The following is an 18,403-nucleotide window of genomic DNA, read 5'->3' as shown; positions in this document are numbered from 1 at the left end:
CTAATCCATACATAGCGGTCCGTGACCCACCCCACAATTGTGGGGCAGTCCATTCGCCGCCAAGGCAGCTTCCCAAAGAGGGAACTACAGAGCCGCTGTGGGGAGCTGCCTTGGCAGCGAATTTTGTGGGACACCAGCGGTCCAGGGACCGCGATCAGCAAATCGCCTGCCAGTGTCCCGCAATATCACAGGTTATCGGACAGCTCCGCCTCCGACGCGGGCCGTTTCAATCCGCGCAGGAAATCCATCAGCGGCACCAGCAGCAGCGCCAGGGATACCAGCGTGATACACAGCGTCAAAGGCCGCTCCCACAGGAACGCGATGGAACCGTCGGCAATCATCATCGCCCGGCGGAAATTACTCTCCAGCATGCCGCCGAGAATAAAGCCCAGAATCAACGGTGCCATGGGGAAATTCAACTGCCTCAATATCAGCGACAACACCGCGAAGCCCACCATTAAATACAGATCGAAGGTATTGAACGACACCAGATACACACCGATCAGGCTGAAGAACAGGATCAGCACGGTCAGTAGCGGTTTCGGCAGCGCCAGCGTCTTGGCGATGTACGGGATCATTGGCAGGTTAAGAAACAGCAGCACCACGTTGCCCACATACATGGACATGATCACCGCCCAGAACACATCCGGGTTATCGTGCATCAACAACGGACCGGGTTGCAGTCCGTAGGCAATCAAAGCGCCAAGCATTACCGCCGTGGTGCCGGAACCGGGAATACCCAAGGTCAGCAGCGGCACGAAGGAGCCGGTGCACGCGGCGTTGTTGGCGGTTTCCGGCGCCGCCAGACCACGCAGGGAACCCTGCCCAAACTGTTTTTTCTTCTCGCCCCGGGCCAGATTCCTCTCGGTGGCATAGGCCAGAAAGCTGGCAATGGTGGCGCCAGCGCCGGGCAAAATACCAATCAGAAACCCCAGAATGGAGGAACGGCCGATCACCGGCGCCACGTCCCTGATTTCCTCCCTGCTCAAACGTAGATCGCCCATCTTCGAGGACGGCGCCGGCGCCTTTTTGCCGTCCGGACGCAAAACACCGGAGAGCGCCTCGGAGAGGGCAAAGATCGACATCGCCACCAGCAGGAAGCTGATGCCATCGAGCAGATCGCTGGAGCCGAAGGTGAACCGCTCGGCGCCGGAGGACGGATCGATGCCGACGGTAGCCAGCATGATGCCCAGCAGGGTCATCATCACCGCCTTGAGGAACTGGCCCCGATTGGAAAAAGCGGCGATGGCGGTGAGCCCCATGACCATCAACGCGAAATAATCCGCCGACCAGAAGCTCAGCGACACCTTCGCCAGCAGCGGCGCCGCCACCATCAGAAAGACCGCGGCCAGGGTGCCGCCGGAGAACGAGGCATAAGCGGCCAGCGCCAATGCCTTGCCGGCCTGCCCCTTGCGCGCCAGGGGATAGCCATCGAACGAGGTCGCCACGGTACCGGCGACCCCCGGTGCATTGATCAGAATCGACGACGTGGAGCCACCAAAAATGGCACCGTAATACACCCCGGCCATGAGGATCATGCCGTAGGAAGGGTCGATACTGTAGGTCACCGGAATCATCAGGGCGATGGCGGTGATCGGCCCCAGCCCTGGCAACATGCCAATAAAGGTGCCCACCAGGCACCCCATCATTACGTAGAGGATGCCCTGCCAGCTCAACGCCGCGGACAAACCGGTCAACATGCCTTCCATCATGGTCTCAGCTCCACAGCGTGCCCGGCGCCAGGTAAATCCCCAGCACACGGGTCATGATCAACCAGAACACCACCACCACCGGCACCGAGGCCCAGAACAGCACCTTCGGGCGGTATTCACCCATCAACAGGTAGCCGGCCAGCAGGAACACTTCGGTGGCCAGCAGGAAGCCGAGCGGATCCAGCATCAGGGTATAAAGCACCATCAGCACCAGCAGCAGCGCCGTGCGCCCCAGTGCCAGCGCACCGGAGCCACCTTGCGGCCGCGCCGCCTGTTGCAGAAAGGACCCGGCCAGCGCCAGCAGGCTTACCACTACCCCGACCACGGCATAGATTTTCGGCAAGGTCGACGCACTGACCGCGATGCCTTGCTCGGTGGGCAACAACGGGATTTGCCAGGCGTAAACGCCATAGGCACAGGAGAACACCAGAAACAGAAAAGCACCGATGCGATCTTTGGTGATGAACATGTCCTCTCCTTCAGCGGATGAAGCCCAGATCACGCATCACTCGCGCCATCTGTTCTTCCTGCTGTTTCAGGGATTCGAGGAATTGCTCCGGCGTCTCGTAGTTGTTGAGCCAGCCGTTGCGTTTACGCACCACTTCCCACTCCGGCGTCCCGAGCAGCTTGCGGAAGGCTTCGGAGTACTCCGCCACCTTGGCGTCCGGGGTATCCGGAGCGGCAAACAGACCTCGCCAATTCACGAAGCTCATCGGATAGCCCAGCGATTTGAGAGTCGGGATCTCCGGGTAATCGGCGATGACCTCGGGCGCGGTGATAGCAAGAATGCGGGCATCGCTGGAACGCATCAGCTCCAGCGCTTCACTGAAGCCGGTGGACAGCAACTGCACTTCTCCCGACAACAACCCCGCTTTGGCCTGGCCACCGCCGTCATAGGGGATGTACGGCAGCTTGCGGCCGTCACCACCGGAGGCCTGAAACGCCTGCGCCGCCACCAGGTGATCCATGCTGCCACGGGCGGAACCGCCGGCGACTTTGACCAGGCGAGGATCGCGACGGTAGGCCGCCATCACCTCCTCCCAACTCTGATAAGGGGAGTTGGCGGTCACCACGAAGGCGCCGTAATCGGCAATCAGATTGGCCACGGGCTTGAGATCGCGAAAGCTGTTGGGAATCTGCCCGGACAGGGCGCGCAGGACGATGGGAGTGGAATTGATCATCACCATGTCGCCCTGCTTGGTGCCCATCTTGATCATGTAGGCGATGGCGCGGCCGCCCCCGCCACCGGACATGTTCTGGAACGAGGCATTGTTCTCCAGGCCGGATTTGATCAGCGCCTCACCGGCGGCCCGGGCAGTGGTGTCCCAGCCGCCGCCGGGCCCACCGGGCACCAGGAAATGGAGATCCGCCCGGACCGTTCCGGTCCCGAGCATCAGCAGCAGGACCAGCAGAGCGCGGCATAAACGCCGGCAACCGGCGTGAGCAGGCAACGTCATGGCAACCTCCTAGAATTGGTATTGCGTCCGCAACACCACGGCATTGGCGTCACGCTCATCCCCCACCAGCGCGGGCGCGCCGGGGCCACTGACCCGGGAGCGGATCAGGTTGAGCATGAATTTCAGATGGGCGTCGTAGTAGTAGGACAGGCCCAGGGTGTGGCTGGTGACGTCGGTGCCCTGGTTGGCACTGCTGGCGTCCACCCGCGAGGTGCGCGCCGCCACTTCCCAGGCATTGCGCACCCCGTCCGGCTGCCGGAATACGCCCTGACTGGCCTTATAGGCGCGGGATTCCCCCGTCAGAAAGTAGCTAAGGGAGGCGGAATAGCCGTCGAAATCCCGTCCGTCCAGGTCGGAAGCGCGATCCTCGGTGCTCAGTTCACGGCGGGCGTATTCCGCCTGGAACAGCAGACCGTGCCATTGCGCCGCCAGCTCCAGCCCCTGCTGGGTCAGGTGGTCCACCGCCACGGGCGCGCCACCGGCGGCATAATCCACCAGTCTGACAGGGGTCTCGCGAACCTCGCCGCGAGCCCAGGACGCACTCAGCTCATCACCGGACATGTCCCGGTAGGAGGCCCAGAGCCCCAGATGCAGCACTTCCCCCTGATCACGCTTGGGGGCCCAGGTGAACCGGCCACTGGTGGCGTAGTTGAGACGCCCGCTGTCGTCCTTGCCGCTGTCACCGAAGGCATCGTTCTTGTACACACCGAAGGCGTAGCGCAAGCCGCTGGAGGGGAAAAACTGATAGGCCGAGGCACCCCAGCGAAAATAGGGCGAGACGGTGTTGGCCAGACTGGAACGTTCGATCATCACCAGGTGGGCGCTGCTGGACAGCGCTTCCAGGGAAATATCCTCACGCAGTTTCCCCAGTTGCACCACCGGACCGCGCTCAAAACCGCTGTAGCGCAGACGCGCCATGACGATCTCGGCGCCATCGGAGAAATCCATCAGCAATTTGTAGTCCCAGTCGCCGTGTTCGGAACCGATGTAGGCACGCACCCGTCGTGGGAACAGATCCGAGCCCGTTCGCCCTTCGTGGGTGGCATTGTAGGCGCCATCGAAATGGTTGTAGTCGAGCTGCAGCGCACCGCCGATCTCGAGGCCTTCCCAGGGCGAGGGCGCGGCTTCGCGCTGATTGAGCGCGTCGACTTTCTGATTCAGTTCCTCGATCTGCTGCTTGAGGCGGGACAGTTCATCATCGGCACGGGCTCCGGCGGTCAGCCAGAGGCCAACGAACACCAGCACCACGGTCATGGAGCTTCGCATCATCGGGCGATCCTTTTGTTTTGCTTATGCGCGCCATAGCGCACCGGCCACCCGGGCAACGGACAGGTCACCCGGCCTTGAACGGAGAAACAAGCGTTTCTCTTACAACCGGCACGCTACCCCCCGCTGAAAAGAGGGGGAACGTAATGGCGATAATGGGCGTTCTTTGCGTTTTAGGCGTTTTGTTCATATTGGCCACATCCGCTTCACACTTGACTACGGCTGGCTTCGCGGACGTTCTCACCGGAACGGGACGCCGGCACGCAACACGCTTGCACGCCATATTTGCTTGTGCCGAAATGCCTCCCACCTCACTACAGTCCGGCTACGGAAGAGCAGAATTTTGCGTGTGCCCGCAGGGCAGCGTGAAGCGTGTTGCGTGTTAGCGTCCAATCTATATCAATTTATTTTGATGCAGCCATGAGGATAGGCTACACTCGCCGCCATGACGGCACCCGCTGAAGCCACACAATCCGGACTCGACGATCTGACGGTCTTTCTCAAAGCCGCTGGCGATGGTTTGCGTCTGGAGGTTTTGCAGGTGCTCGGCCAGAACAGCTTCGGCGTACTGGAGCTGTGCGAGATCATGGCCATGAAGCAGTCAGGCATGAGCCATCATCTCAAGGTGTTGGCCCAGGCCGGTCTGGTGGAGAAGCGCCGGGAGGGGAATTCCATCTTCTATCGGCGCCGGCTGCCGCCGGCGGATACCCGGACCAGCGCCTTGCACGGAGCCTTGTTCGAACAACTGGATCAAACTCCGCTGGAGACGGTGACCGCCCGACGTCTGCAAGGCGTTCAGGCCCAGCGGGCAGCTCAAAGTCGGGCGTTTTTCGTGCGCCACGCCGACGATCTTGCCCGCCATCAGGACTTGATCGCCGAGCACGAACAGTACGCCGAACAGGCCTGCGAGTTACTGGATCGGGCCGCGGGCAGTCGGGCCACCAGCGGTAATGGCTCGGTGCTGGAGATCGGCCCCGGCGATGGCCGTTTTCTGGCACCGCTGGCACAGCGATTCAAACAGGTGCTGGCCCTGGATCACGCCGAAGCCATGCTGGAGCGGGCCCGCCGGGAAGTGGCGGAACAAGGCCTGGACAATGTGCGGCTGGTACTGGGCGAATGGCCGGAGGCGGGCACGACGCTCCCCGCGGTGGACGCGGTGGTGATGAACATGGTGCTGCACCATCTGGCCTCCCCCGCCGCCGCCCTGCAAGCCGCTGCCCGTCAATTGACCCCGGACGGGGTGGTGGTGGTCACCGATTTGTGTCGTCATAACCAAAAGTGGGCCGTGGAGGCCTGCGGTGATTTCTGGCTCGGTTTCGACGAAGCCGATCTGGTGAGTTGGGCTGGTCGTGCCGGCCTGGTTTTACGCGATAGTCTGTTCCTGGCCCTGCGCAACGGGTTCCAGGTGCAGGTGCGCAGCTTTCAACGCGGTGGCACAGAGATCGACAAGCGACTCTGAGGTCCGTGTGGAACGTCAACCCCCAATCGAGGGAGTAAACCGGTAATGAGTGAATACAGCATCTTTACCTCCGAGTCGGTCTCCGAAGGCCACCCGGACAAAATGGCCGACCAGATTTCCGATGCGATTCTGGACGCCATCATCGCCGACGATCCCCACGCTCGCGTGGCCGTGGAAACACTGGTGAAAACCGGTATGGCGATTGTCGCCGGGGAAGTGCGCACCAACACCTACGTTGAACTGGAAGATATCGTCCGCCAGGTGATCCTGGACATCGGTTACGACAGCTCCGATGTGGGCTTCGACGGCGCCAGCTGCGCCGTGCTCAACGGTATCGGCAAGCAGTCCGCGGACATCGCCATGGGCGTGGATGAGGCGGACAACAAAGACCTCGGCGCCGGCGACCAGGGTCTGATGTTCGGCTACGCCACCAATGAAACCGACACGCTGATGCCGGCACCGATCTATTTCTCTCACCGTCTGGTGGAACGCCAGGCGCAACTGCGCAAGAACGGCACCCTGCCGTGGCTGCGCCCGGACGCCAAGAGCCAGATCACGCTGCGCTACGAAAACGGCCAGCCGGTAGCGGTGGAAGCGGTGGTACTGTCCACCCAACACGCTCCGGAGATCAAGCTGAGCGATCTGCGTGAAGCGGTGCTGGAAGAGATCATCAAACCGGTGCTGCCCGCCGACTGGCTGCACAAGGACACGCTCTACCACATCAATCCCACCGGCAACTTCGTTATCGGCGGCCCGATGGGGGACTGTGGCCTGACCGGACGCAAGATTATCGTCGATACCTACGGTGGCATGGCGCGCCACGGTGGTGGCGCCTTCTCCGGCAAGGACCCGTCCAAAGTGGACCGCTCCGCCGCCTATGCCGGCCGCTACGTGGCCAAGAACATCGTTGCCGCCGGCCTCGCCGACAAGTGCGAGATTCAGGTGAGCTACGCCATCGGCGTGGCCGAGCCCACCTCTATTTCCATCAACACCTTCGGCACCGGCAAGATCAGCGACGACAAGATCGCGCAACTGGTACGCGAGCACTTTGATCTGCGTCCGCGCGGCATCATCGAAATGCTCGACCTGCGCCGTCCGATCTACCGCCCCACCGCCAGCTACGGTCATTTCGGCCGGGAAGGCTTCAGCTGGGAAAACACCGACAAGGCGGAGGTGTTGAAGGCGGCATTGTAAGCCGCTTACACGCAACACGCGGCACGCCCGCCCCTTCGGGGCGCACGCCAGAAAAGATCAAAACAAGGCTCAGGGAGGAGCCATGTATCGACGTTACAAGGAGCTTCGAGTGTGGCAATCAGCCGTCAAGCTGGTCCTGGCCACTCATGAGGTCACCAGAACCTTTCCGCTTGAAGAAAGGTTCGTACTGACTCAACAAATGCAGCGCTCAGCGCTAAGCATTCCTTCCAATATCGCGGAAGGATACGGACGGGGAAGTGATGCGGATCTGCGTCGCTTTCTCCATATTGCCAGAGGTTCGCTTTTCGAGCTGGAAACGCAGGCTCTGATTGCTTCAGAGCTGGGATATCTCGATATCACGTTGCTTCGAGAACCCATTGACAAGGTGTTTGCTCAACTCGCGGCATTAATCCGCCGGTTAAGCTGACAACGTTTTTATTAGCGTGATGCGTGCAAGCGTGTTGCGTGCAAGCGGAGGAAAACATGAACGCCAACGCAACCCCCACCGCCGATTACAAGGTCGCCGACATTTCCCTGGCCCAATGGGGTCGGGCGGAGATCGAGATCGCGGAAACCGAGATGCCGGCACTGATGGCGATCCGGGACAAGTATCGTGCCGAGCAGCCACTGAAAGGCGCCCGCATCATCGGCTGTATCCACATGACCATCCAGACCGCGGTGCTGATCGAAACGCTGAAGGAACTGGGCGCGGAAGTGCGCTGGTCCAGCTGTAACATCTTCTCCACTCAGGATCACGCCGCCGCCGCCATCGCCGCCGCCGGTGTGCCGGTATTCGCCTGGAAGGGCGAAACCGAGGAAGAGTACATGTGGTGCATCGAGCAGACCTGCCGCAACGGCGACGGCAACCTGTGGGACGCCAACATGATCCTGGACGACGGCGGCGACCTCACCGCCTATATTCACGATACCTACCCGGAGATGCTGAACAACATCCACGGCATCACCGAGGAAACCACCACCGGCGTGCATCGTCTGTATGACATGCTCAAGAAAGGCACGCTCAAGGTGCCGGCGGTGAACGTGAACGACTCCGTCACCAAGAGCAAGAACGACAACAAGTACGGTTGCCGTCACTCGCTCAACGACGCCATCAAACGCGGCACCGACCACCTGCTCTCCGGTAAGAAAGCGCTGGTGGTGGGCTACGGCGACGTGGGCAAAGGGTCCGCCCAGTCCCTGCGCCAGGAAGGCATGATCGTCAAGGTGACCGAGGTCGATCCGATCTGCGCCATGCAAGCCTGCATGGACGGTTTTGAGGTGGTCAGCGCCTATAAAGATGGCGTTAATGACGGCTCCGCCGCGTCCATCAATGCCGACCTGCTCGGCAACACCGATCTGCTGGTGACCACCACCGGCAACTACAACGTCTGCGACGCGAACATGCTCAAGGCGCTGAAGAAAGGCGCGGTGGTGTGCAACATCGGTCACTTCGACAATGAAGTGGACACCGCCTTCATGCGCAAGACCTGGGAATGGGAAGAAGTGAAGCCGCAGGTGCACAAAGTATGGCGCGACAAGAAAAGCGCCGACTTCCTGCTGCTGCTTTCCGAAGGCCGCCTGGTCAACCTGGGCAACGCCACCGGCCACCCCAGCCGGATCATGGACGGTTCCTTCGCCAACCAGGTACTGGCGCAGATGTATCTGTTCGATCAGGGCTACGCCAACCACTCCGACGCGGTGAAGGAAAAAATGCTCAAGGTGGAAGTGCTGCCCAAGCACCTCGACGAGGAAGTGGCCATGTACATGGTGCAGGGCTTCGGTGGCGTGGTGACCCGCCTGACCGCCGAACAGGCCGACTACATCGGCGTCAGCGTCGACGGGCCGTACAAGCCGGATCATTACAAATACTAACGCTTGCACGCGGCACGCTGACACGCATACACGCCAAAATAGCGTGCCAGCGTGTTGCGTGCTGGCGTGTATGCCTCGCGAAGCGAGTTTTTTATGAAACGCATCAGTTTCGAGTTCTTCCCGCCGAAAACGGATGAAGGACGTACCAAACTGCTGACCACACAGCAGAAGTTGCTGGCGAAGAAGCCGGCGTTTTTCTCCTGCACCTTCGGCGCCGGCGGCTCCACCCGTGACAACACCCGTGAAATGGTCGGCAAACTGCGCGAGCAGCACGCCGATACCGCGCCACACCTGAGCTGCATTGGGCAGAGCCGGGAGGAAATCCTGGAGTTGGTTCGCGGTTACCGTGACAGCGGCGTGCGCCGTATCGTCGCCCTGCGCGGCGACCTGCCCTCGGGCATGGGCTACGCGCAAAGTGAAGTGAAATACGCCGATGACCTGGTTCGTCTGATCCGCGAGGAAACCGGCGACCATTTCACCCTGGAAGTGGCCGCCTATCCGGAGATGCATCCGCAGGCGCGCAGCTTCGAGGACGACATCGCTCACTTCAAGCGCAAGGTCGATGCCGGCGCCAACAATGGGCTGACCCAGTACTTCTATAACGCCGACGCCTACGGCTACTACATGGATGCCCTGCGCCGTGCCGGCTGCGACGCTCCGATCTACCCGGGCATCATGCCGATCCTCAATGTCGCCAATCTGATCCGCTTTTCCGGCGTCTGTGGCGCCGACATTCCACGTTGGTTGCGCAGCAAACTGGACGATATCAAGGACGACGAACAGGCGGTGAAGGCCTTTGGCGAGGAAGTGGTGACTCGCTTGTGCGAGCGTCTGCTGGCCATGGGCGCGCCGGGCCTGCATTTCTACACCATGAACCAGGCCCAGGCGAGCCTGCGCATCCTGGATAATCTAGGCCGGTAATGTCGCTCCCCGTACTTTAATAAGGGGCCTCTGAATAACGTGCCGTCATCCCGGGCGTGACCTTTCTCGGAGGGGGCACGGCAGGCCTCCGCGGGCTCATGCCCCACGGTTGTATGCCGATATGCCCATATAGCCCAACGGTATTTTCCCCTCCAGCCCACCCTTTTTATTCTGAATGGGACACGGTTTTTCGGTACCGGCAGGAGGTGCATCATGGCCGTACGCGCTTTGACCGAGTTGCTTGACCGCAACCAGGTGAATTACCACTGCTATAACCATCCCCCCACCGCCACCGCGGCGCAGACCGCGCAATCCACGCACATTCCCGGTGATCACATGGCGAAAACGGTGATCGTGTCCGTGGACGGCGAACTGGCCATGGCGGTGTTACCCGCCAATGAGTACGTGGACCCGGACCGTCTGCGCCAGGCCCTGGGCGCCCGCCATCTGTCCCTGGCTCGGGAAGACCAGTTCAAGGACCGTTTCCCGCTCTGCGAAGTGGGCGGCGAACCGCCGTTCGGCAACCTTTACAACATGCGGGTCTTCATCGACGAAAACCTGCTCAAGCAGGACTGGCTGGCGTTCAATGCCGGCTCCCATACGGAAGTGATCAAGATGGGCATGGGGGATTTCCTCAGATTGAGCCAGCCGGAATCCGTCTCCTTCGCCATGCATCACTGAAGCCGGGCAGGGACGCGCAACCCGCCAGGGACCGGCGCTAGCGGATCCGGTTCTCGATGAGGAAATCGACGAATTGACGCACCTTGGGCGACAGGTGCCGATGGCGAGGGTAAACCACCCACACCGCGGTGTGGGCGCAGGCGTATTGGTCCAACACCGACACCAGCCGCCCGGAGGCCAGGTCCTCTTCCACGTAGTAATCCGGCAACTGCGCCAGGCCCAGCCCCTTTCGCACCGCGTCAAGCAGGGCCAGACCGGAATTGGCGCGCCAACCGCCCTGAACCCGCTGGGTGCGGTGCTGCCCTTCCACGTCGAAGGCCCAGTGATCCAGGGAACCGCGCAGACAATTGTGCGCCGCCAGCTCCCCCAGGGTATGGGGACGGGCATGGCGCTCGAAGTATTCCGCGGAACCGACGACGTACTCCCGGCGGTCACACAGGCGCCGGGCAATCAGCGACGAGTCCGGCAAAGCGCCGGTGCGGATCGCCACATCAAAGCCTTCGTCGACGATATCCACGCGCCGGTTGGTGAACTCCATATGGACCTGCAAGCGGCTGTGCCGCGCGAGGAAATCGTTGACCACCGGCGCGATGTATTTCTCACCAAAAGTGGACGCACAGGTTAACCGCAGCACCCCGGAAGGTTGTTGCTGGTAATCATCAATCGCCGCCAGAGCTTCCTGGAAGCCATCGAACAGTTGAGCACAGTGCTCGAAGTACACCGAACCCGCGTCGGTGAGCCGCAAGGTGCGGGTAGTACGGTATAAAAGCTGGGTTTCCAGCTGGGTTTCCAGGCGCGCCACCAGCCGGCTGACATGGGAACTGGACACCCCCAATCGCTTGGCGGCGCCAGCAAAGGAGCCCCGCCGTACCACCTCCACGAACGCCTCGATACGGTCCCAATGCTGCATTGTTGCTCCCAGGCAATAATCAATTGCGCCATGATGCCTTAAGAGAATCGGGCCCCGCCAGTACACTTGTGGGCAGAATGGGCTGGATGCTGGATGCTTCAACCCGGCGCTGATACCCCCGGAGTGTTTCCTGGTAGTCCGCGGAAAACACACCATGTTTTTCCGTTATGGGTTGAGCGTCTGGCATCTGGCCCCCTATCTTTTCCAAGGAGCAACCCATGAAATCAAGAGCCGCCGTGGCCTGGGAAGCAGGCAAACCCCTGGTGATCGAGGAAGTGGACGTGGCCGGCCCCAAGGCCGGTGAAGTGCTGGTGAAGATTGCCGCCACCGGCGTCTGCCATACCGATGCCTACACTCTGTCCGGCACGGATCCCGAAGGCCTGTTCCCCTCCATCCTCGGCCACGAAGGTGCCGGGGTGGTGCAGGAAGTGGGCGAAGGCGTCACCAGCTTGAAACCCGGCGACCACGTCATTCCGCTGTACACCGCCGAGTGCCGCAAGTGTAAGTTCTGCCTCTCCGGCAAGACCAACCTGTGTCAGGCGGTACGCGCCACCCAGGGCCAGGGCCTGATGCCCGACGGCACCAGCCGCTTCTCCCATAAAGGCAAGATGCTGCATCACTACATGGGCACCAGCACCTTCTCCGAATACACCGTGCTGCCGGAAATCTCCCTGGCCAAGGTGAGCAAGGACGCGCCGCTGGACAAGATCTGCCTGCTGGGTTGCGGCATCACCACCGGTATCGGCGCGGTGTTGAACACCGCCAAGGTGGAGCCGGGTTCCACTATCGCGGTATTCGGCCTCGGCGGTATTGGTCTGGCCGTGATCCAGGGGGCGGTGATGGCCAAGGCGGAACGCATCATCGCCATCGACATCAATCCGGAGAAAGAAGTCCTGGCCCGTCAGTTCGGCGCCACCGACTTCGTCAACCCGAAAGACCACAGCGCGTCGATTCAGGAAGTGATCGTCGAACTCACCGACGGTGGCGTGGACTATTCCTTCGAATGCATCGGCAACGTCAACGTCATGCGCTCGGCGTTGGAATGTTGCCACAAAGGCTGGGGCGAATCGGTGATCATCGGGGTCGCCGGCGCCGGCGAGGAAATCAGCACCCGCCCGTTCCAGTTGGTCACCGGCCGCGTCTGGAAGGGCTCCGCCTTTGGCGGGGTGAAGGGCCGTACCGAACTGCCCGGCTATGTGGAGCGCTACATGAAAGGCGAAATCATGATCGATGAGTTCGTCACCCACACCATGCCACTGGACGAGATCAACACCGCCTTTGACCTGATGCACGAAGGCAAAAGCATTCGCTCGGTGATTCTTTACTAGACCGCGCCCGCACGCATACACGCAACGCGCTTGCACGCCAGGCACAGGGTCACCGCATTGCGTGCAAGCGTGAAGCGTGTTGCGTGCAAGCAATCTTTCGGAGAAAGAACATGTCCGACGAACTGGAACTGATCTCCGCCACCAAGTCCTTCGGCGGTTGGCTGAAACGTTACAAACACCGCAGTGACGCTCTGCACTGCGACATGATCTTCGCCATCTATTTACCACCGGCGGCGGAAGAAAAATCCGTGCCCTTGCTGTGGTGGTTGTCCGGCCTCACCTGCACCGACGAAAACTTCATGCAGAAAGCCGGCGCCCAGCGCATCGCCGCGGAGCTGGGCATTGCCATCATCTGCCCCGATACCAGCCCCCGGGGCACCGAGCTGCCCGGAGAGCACGAACGCTACGATTTCGGCTCCGGCGCCGGTTTCTATGTCAACGCCACCGAATCACCGTGGAACCGGCATTACCACATGTACGACTATGTCACCGAGGAATTGCCGGCCTTGCTGGAAACGCACTTTCCGCTGAATGGCAAGGCGGCCATCAGCGGCCACTCCATGGGTGGGCACGGCGCGTTGATCTGCGCCCTCAAGAACCCGGGCCGTTACACTTCGGTATCCGCGTTCGCTCCCATCTGTAATCCAAGCCAATGCCCCTGGGGGGAATTCGCCTTCACCGGGTATCTGGGCAAGGACAAGACGGACTGGCGGGAATGGGACGCCTGCGAGCTGGTTAAAAGCCACGGAAGTGATCTGGCGCTGATGGTCGATCAGGGGGACGCCGATAATTTCTATCAGGACGGGCAACTAAAGCCGGAAGCCCTGCAGGCCGCCTGCAAGGAAGCGGAAGTACCGCTGACGTTGCGCATGCAACCCGGTTACGACCATTCCTATTTCTTCATCGCCAGCTTTATCGACGACCATTTGCGCTATCACGCGCATCATCTGCGCAGCGCCTGACCGGTCAAAAGAGGTCGCGGCTGGTGGGTTCGCCCGATTCGCTGGCAAGCCAGCTTCCCACAGCGGCTTCCTAGCCCCTCTGTGAGAAGCAGGCTTGCCAGCGAATTATCGGACACCACTGGCTCGTGAGCCGCGATCCGTCTCGCCAGCGGCTCAGCCTTTCGGCTTCAACGAATCCAGCAGCAGCATACTGCCCGCCTTCACCGCGGTGGTGATCGCCAGCGCCGGGTTCTTGATCTCGAACTTGGGATTGTGGTTCATCGGCGGCAACTTGCCGGTTTCCATGTAAACCTTGGTCACGTCCGGAGCCCCCCCGCCGACTTCCATGAACAGCGTCTTGGTATTCTCCAGGCCGGAGACCAGCAACGGGAAATCCTCGGACCCCATTACCGGCGGAAAGCCCGGCATCAACGCTTTCTCCCCCAACACCGAGGCCAGCACCGGCTTGGCCCAGTCCACCAGCGCATCGTCGTTGTAGACTGGCTCGGCGTACCCTTTCATGGTGTATTCGGGCATGCGGTCCTCCGGCACCCCGGCGGCCTTGGCAATACCGTTGGTTTCCCGCTTGATCGCACTGAGCAATTGCTCACGGACCGGTTTCTCATACCAGCGCAGGTTCAACTTGAGCACGCCGTTATCCGGAATCACGTTATTGGCTTCGCCGATTTGCACACTGCCCACGGTCAGCACCGCCGGCTGCTGCGGGTCCACGTTGCGGCTGACAATGGTCTGGTAGGCCATTACCGAACGCGCTCCCAACACCACCGGATCGATGGTGTGCTGCGGCGCGGAGCCGTGACCGCCGATGCCATGCAGGGTCACATCCAGGGCGTCGGAACCGGCCATTCGGCGGCCGGCGCGCACCGCCACCGTGCCCGATGCCCAGATCGGGAAGACGTGGGCGGCGATCAGCAGTTCCGGCTCGGGCACCTTGTCGTAGAGCCCGTCGTCCACCATGGCCTGGGCGCCCTCGATCAATTCTTCCGCCGGCTGCGCCACCAGTACCAGGGTGCCGGACCAGTCCTTGCGGGTTTCCTTCATCACTTCGGCGATGCCCAACAGCCAGCTGACGTGGCTGTCATGACCGCAGGCGTGCATCACGTAGGTCTGGCCGCCATCCGGCAGAGTCACCTGCTTGTCACTGGCGTAAGGCAGATCGGTGTCTTCCTTCACCGGCAGCGCGTCCATATCGCTGCGGAACATGACCACCGGGCCGTCACCATTCTTGAGTACCGCCGCCACACCGGTGCCGCCGATACCGGTATGCACCTGATAACCCAGCTTCTTCAGCCGCTTGGCCACCATCGCCGAGGTTTCGGTTTCGTGGAACCCCAGTTCCGGATTGGCGTGCAGATGCTTGAAGGTCTTTTCCAGGTCGCCGCTCTGGGCTTCGGCCAGCTGCTGCACCCGTTCCACCAGGTTGGCATCGGCGGCATGAACAACCGTGCCCGCCAACAGCACAGCGGCGGCCAGAGGGGCTCGGATCGCGGATCTCAGGGTCATGGGTCTCTCCTTGTGCTCTTCTTTATGTTCTTGTGATACGCCAACAGGCATCAGAATACTGTTCCCCATACTGGCGGGTCTGCCAAGTGCAAAAGACGACGAATTGGTGGAGGGGGCCGGACGCCGGACGCCGGACGCCGGACGCCGGACGCCGGACGCCGGACGCCGATAATGCAAAACCAGACACAACGCCCTGGCAAGCACTAAAACGCTTTTTTATATCCGCAACGCTCGACGATCCGGTGTTCTAAAGCGTCCGGCGTCTAGCGTCCGGCATCAGGCGTCCTCTCCGCCAGCTTCGGCGCCACCGCACGGCGGTACATTCTCCAGGCCATCACCCCGGCCAATACGTTGCCGAGGGCGGCCCCCAGCGCGAGACCGGTAAATCCGGCCAGCCCCGATCCCAGCCACAGCAAGGGGAGATAACAGGCGAACAGGCGCAGGAATGAGATGCCCATGGCCCGCCAGGGCCAGCCCAGGGCGTTGCTGGCCGACACCACCAGCATGCAGATACCCAGCAGGCCATAGCTGGGCGGCAGGAAGCGAATCAGGATAGTCAGGGTATCGCGCACTTCCCCGCTGGCCACCAGGGCCGACGCCAGCGGCCGCGCCGCCAGAGCAAAGACCAGGCCCAGCGCCAGCTGCCAAAACAGCACCATGCGCGCGGCGCTGGCCATCAGCCGCTCCACCTCGGCCCAGTTGCCGGCACCGTAACAGCGGCCCAGCCAGGGCGGCAGCGCCATGGTCATACCCAGCACCAGGACGATGGAAAAGCTTTCCAGACGGCTGGTCAGCCCCCAGGCCGCCACCGCGCTCTCCCCGAGCCGCGCCACCAGGCCGGTGGCCAGCATCGAGGCCAGTGGCGGCATCAGTTGGCTGATCATGGCGGGGCCGGCGATGTGGGCGAACGGCAGCGCCGAGGCACGCGCTTCGCGCCAGGCCCCCACCCGCTCCAGCCAGCCACGACCGCGCAACGACCAGGCCACCGCCAACGCGCCGCAGCCAAACGCCACCAGCGACGCCCAGGCGGCCCCGATCAACCCCAGCCCTCGCCAGGGACCGATCCCGAAGATCAGCAACGGGTCCAGGCACAGGTTGATCAGGCTGGTCAGCACCATCATGGTGCCGGGAAACCGGGTGTTGCCGTGCGCCCGGAACAAGCTGTAGCCAAAGTACGCCAGCGCCCCCAGCCAGGAGGCGACCACCTGCACGGTCCAGAATGGCCGGATCAGTTCACGGATTGACTCGCTGGCGCCGAGCAAGGAGAACGCCGGCTCCTGCACCAGCCACAGCAGCGCCAGCAACAGCGCCATCAACCCGCCACCGCCGGCCAGCACCAGCAATCCCAGACGCCCGGCACGATGCGATTCGCCGGCACCAATGGCCCGGGAAATCAGCGCGGCGATGGCGATGCCGACACCGACCTGCACGCCAATGCTGAGAAACACCAGCGGGAAGGTGAACGACTGCGCCGCCAGTGGTTCGGTGCCCAGACGGGCAACAAAAACGCTGTCCACCAGGTTGAACCCCAGCAGCGACATCACGCCCAGGGTCATCGGCCAGGTTTGCCGCCATATTTGGCGAGTCAGAGACTGTGATTGCACGAATCGGTCAAGGGTTGAGGGTCAGGTTGTCGCGGTCGATGGACTGGACCATTGCTGTTCCACAATTCGTTGGCACGCAACACGCCGACACGTCTATACGTTGATTCGCTGCCAAGGCAGCTCCCACAGCGGCTCCGTAGGTCCTGCTGTGGGAAGCGAGCTTGCTCGCGAATACGGCGCGAATTCATGTTCCCAAGGCCTGCAAGCGTGCAAGCAAATTGTGAGGCGCCGGCAAGAGTAGCACAGTTTCCCGGCGCGGATTATTCCGCGCCGGGCAGATAGGCGGGCGTCAGCAAACGGGAGGGTTCCCGTTCCATGATCACTTTGCCGCCGCGCACCGACAACAGCACCTCACCCTGACGCCGCAGCACCGAATAGTCGTCTTCGCCATCGAGCAGAATGAAATTACCCGGCTTACCCACGGCGATGCCGTAGCAGTCATGGATGTTCAAGGTTCGCGCGCTGTTGTCGGTGATCAGGTCCAACGCCTGGCTGAAGTCCTGGTAGCCCATCATGTGACAGATATGCAGACCGAAATCCAGCGTCCGCAGCAGGCTGCCGTTACCGAGGGAATACCAGGGGTCAAAAATGGAGTCCTCACCGAAGCACACATTGATGCCCGCCGCGTTCAGTTCTTTCACCCGGGTCAGGCCGCGCCGTTTCGGATAATTGTCAAAACGCCCCTGCAAATGCAGGCTCTCGGTGGGGCAGGAAATGAAGTTGATGCCGGACTGCTTGAGCAGCCGGAACAGCTTGGAGCAATAGGCGTTGTCATAGGAATGCATGGCCGTGGTGTGGCTGGCGGTGACACGCCCGCCGAGCCCGTTGAACAACGCCTCGCTGGCCAGCACTTCCAGGAAACGGGAATTGGGATCGTCGATCTCGTCGCAGTGAACGTCCACCAGCCGGTCATAACGGATCGCCAGTTCGATGACTTTCTTCATCGAGGCGTTGCCCAGCTCCTGGGTGAACTCGAAATGAGGAATGCCGCCGACCACGTCGGCGCCGATTTCCAGCGCCTGTTCCATGCGCTCCAACCCGCCCGGGCTGGACAGAAGCCCCTCCTGGGGAAACGCCACCACCTGCAGGTCGATATAATCCTTCAACTCATCACGCAATTCGCACAACGCCCGCAGCGCCACCAGGTCCGGATCGGTGGTGTCGGCGTGGGTGCGGATGTGCTGCACACCCCGTCCCACCAGCAGTTCCATGGTGCGTAGCGCGCGCCGGCGCACGTCCTCGTTGCTGAGCATGGGGCGCCGTTCGCTCCAGCGCTCGATGCCTTCGAACAGGGTGCCGCTCTGGTTCCAGGCCGGTTCGCCGGCGGTGAAGGCCGCGTCCAGGTGGATGTGCGGTTCCACCAGAGGCGCGCAGGCCAGCCGCCCCTGACCGTCCCGTTGATCCCCCGCCGCCGTTACCGAATCCGGCTGGCGCTCGATGGCGGTGAAGCGTCCCTCCTCGATACGCAGGGTGTACAGGTCGGGTTGCTGGCGCAGACGAACGTTGACGATTTCCATGTTCACTCCAAAAAACG

Annotated in this window: 16 protein-coding genes; 8 read left to right on the top strand and 8 right to left on the bottom strand. The window is 61.8% G+C overall.

Annotated elements, in window-relative coordinates; genetic code table 11:
* Positions 1-185 precede the first annotated feature (185 nt).
* From E0L37_RS16470 to E0L37_RS16455, 4 genes are read right to left on the bottom strand one after another with little or no spacing between them, the layout of a single operon-like run.
* Positions 186-1,712: a tripartite tricarboxylate transporter permease gene (locus E0L37_RS16470; protein ID WP_133492790.1), complete on the bottom strand. Its 1,527-nt coding sequence runs from the start codon at positions 1,710-1,712 to the stop codon at positions 186-188.
* Between the two features lie 4 nt (positions 1,713-1,716).
* Positions 1,717-2,181: a tripartite tricarboxylate transporter TctB family protein gene (locus E0L37_RS16465; RefSeq protein WP_133492789.1), complete on the bottom strand. Its 465-nt coding sequence runs from the start codon at positions 2,179-2,181 to the stop codon at positions 1,717-1,719.
* Between the two features lie 10 nt (positions 2,182-2,191).
* Positions 2,192-3,169 (bottom strand): tripartite tricarboxylate transporter substrate binding protein, encoded by a 978-nt coding sequence (locus E0L37_RS16460; protein ID WP_133492788.1) that lies wholly within the window; start codon positions 3,167-3,169, stop codon positions 2,192-2,194.
* A gap of 9 nt (positions 3,170-3,178) precedes the next feature.
* Positions 3,179-4,438, bottom strand: a complete 1,260-nt coding sequence (locus E0L37_RS16455; protein WP_133492787.1) for a porin — start codon at positions 4,436-4,438, stop codon at positions 3,179-3,181.
* Between the two features lie 442 nt (positions 4,439-4,880).
* Between E0L37_RS16455 and E0L37_RS16450 the strand changes: the two genes are divergently transcribed.
* The 6 genes from E0L37_RS16450 (at position 4,881) to E0L37_RS16425 (ending at position 10,562) form a co-directional block, all read left to right on the top strand.
* Positions 4,881-5,894, top strand: a complete 1,014-nt coding sequence (locus E0L37_RS16450) for a metalloregulator ArsR/SmtB family transcription factor (RefSeq protein ID WP_133492786.1) — start codon at positions 4,881-4,883, stop codon at positions 5,892-5,894.
* 45 nt (positions 5,895-5,939) lie between these two features.
* On the top strand, positions 5,940-7,088 hold the full coding sequence (metK, locus tag E0L37_RS16445) for a methionine adenosyltransferase (protein WP_133492785.1): 1,149 nt from the start codon (positions 5,940-5,942) through the stop codon (positions 7,086-7,088).
* Between the two features lie 82 nt (positions 7,089-7,170).
* The gene (locus tag E0L37_RS16440) at positions 7,171-7,515 is read left to right on the top strand and encodes a four helix bundle protein (RefSeq protein WP_201303801.1); all 345 of its coding nucleotides are present in this window, start codon (positions 7,171-7,173) and stop codon (positions 7,513-7,515) included.
* Between the two features lie 56 nt (positions 7,516-7,571).
* Positions 7,572-8,960 (top strand): adenosylhomocysteinase, encoded by a 1,389-nt coding sequence (ahcY, locus tag E0L37_RS16435; protein WP_133492784.1) that lies wholly within the window; start codon positions 7,572-7,574, stop codon positions 8,958-8,960.
* A gap of 93 nt (positions 8,961-9,053) precedes the next feature.
* Positions 9,054-9,881, top strand: coding sequence for a methylenetetrahydrofolate reductase [NAD(P)H] (gene metF / locus E0L37_RS16430; protein WP_133492783.1), 828 nt, complete (start codon positions 9,054-9,056; stop codon positions 9,879-9,881).
* A 213-nt stretch (positions 9,882-10,094) separates the two neighbouring features.
* The gene (locus E0L37_RS16425; RefSeq protein ID WP_133492782.1) at positions 10,095-10,562 is read left to right on the top strand and encodes an aminoacyl-tRNA deacylase; all 468 of its coding nucleotides are present in this window, start codon (positions 10,095-10,097) and stop codon (positions 10,560-10,562) included.
* 37 nt (positions 10,563-10,599) lie between these two features.
* Here the strand turns inward: E0L37_RS16425 and E0L37_RS16420 are convergent, their stop codons facing one another.
* The gene (locus E0L37_RS16420; protein WP_133492781.1) at positions 10,600-11,472 is read right to left on the bottom strand and encodes a LysR family transcriptional regulator; all 873 of its coding nucleotides are present in this window, start codon (positions 11,470-11,472) and stop codon (positions 10,600-10,602) included.
* A 218-nt stretch (positions 11,473-11,690) separates the two neighbouring features.
* Between E0L37_RS16420 and E0L37_RS16415 the strand changes: the two genes are divergently transcribed.
* On the top strand, positions 11,691-12,800 hold the full coding sequence (locus E0L37_RS16415) for an S-(hydroxymethyl)glutathione dehydrogenase/class III alcohol dehydrogenase (protein WP_133492780.1): 1,110 nt from the start codon (positions 11,691-11,693) through the stop codon (positions 12,798-12,800).
* A 110-nt stretch (positions 12,801-12,910) separates the two neighbouring features.
* Positions 12,911-13,762, top strand: coding sequence for an S-formylglutathione hydrolase (fghA, locus tag E0L37_RS16410; RefSeq protein ID WP_133492779.1), 852 nt, complete (start codon positions 12,911-12,913; stop codon positions 13,760-13,762).
* 153 nt (positions 13,763-13,915) lie between these two features.
* On the opposite strand, the gene E0L37_RS16405 is transcribed toward fghA, so the two are convergent.
* The 3 genes from E0L37_RS16405 to codA form a co-directional block, all read right to left on the bottom strand.
* The gene (locus E0L37_RS16405; protein WP_133492778.1) at positions 13,916-15,265 is read right to left on the bottom strand and encodes an amidohydrolase; all 1,350 of its coding nucleotides are present in this window, start codon (positions 15,263-15,265) and stop codon (positions 13,916-13,918) included.
* A 263-nt stretch (positions 15,266-15,528) separates the two neighbouring features.
* Positions 15,529-16,821, bottom strand: a complete 1,293-nt coding sequence (locus tag E0L37_RS16400) for an MATE family efflux transporter (protein ID WP_133492826.1) — start codon at positions 16,819-16,821, stop codon at positions 15,529-15,531.
* A 308-nt stretch (positions 16,822-17,129) separates the two neighbouring features.
* Positions 17,130-18,386, bottom strand: a complete 1,257-nt coding sequence (gene codA, locus E0L37_RS16395; protein WP_133492777.1) for a cytosine deaminase — start codon at positions 18,384-18,386, stop codon at positions 17,130-17,132.
* Positions 18,387-18,403: the final 17 nt, after the last annotated feature.

It is taken from the genome of Alcanivorax sp. 24, from assembly GCF_004360225.1.
GTDB lineage: Bacteria > Pseudomonadota > Gammaproteobacteria > Pseudomonadales > Alcanivoracaceae > Alloalcanivorax > Alloalcanivorax xiamenensis.
The sequence above is the reverse complement of the archived record's forward strand: the minus strand, read 5'-3'. Positions and strand labels throughout refer to the sequence as shown.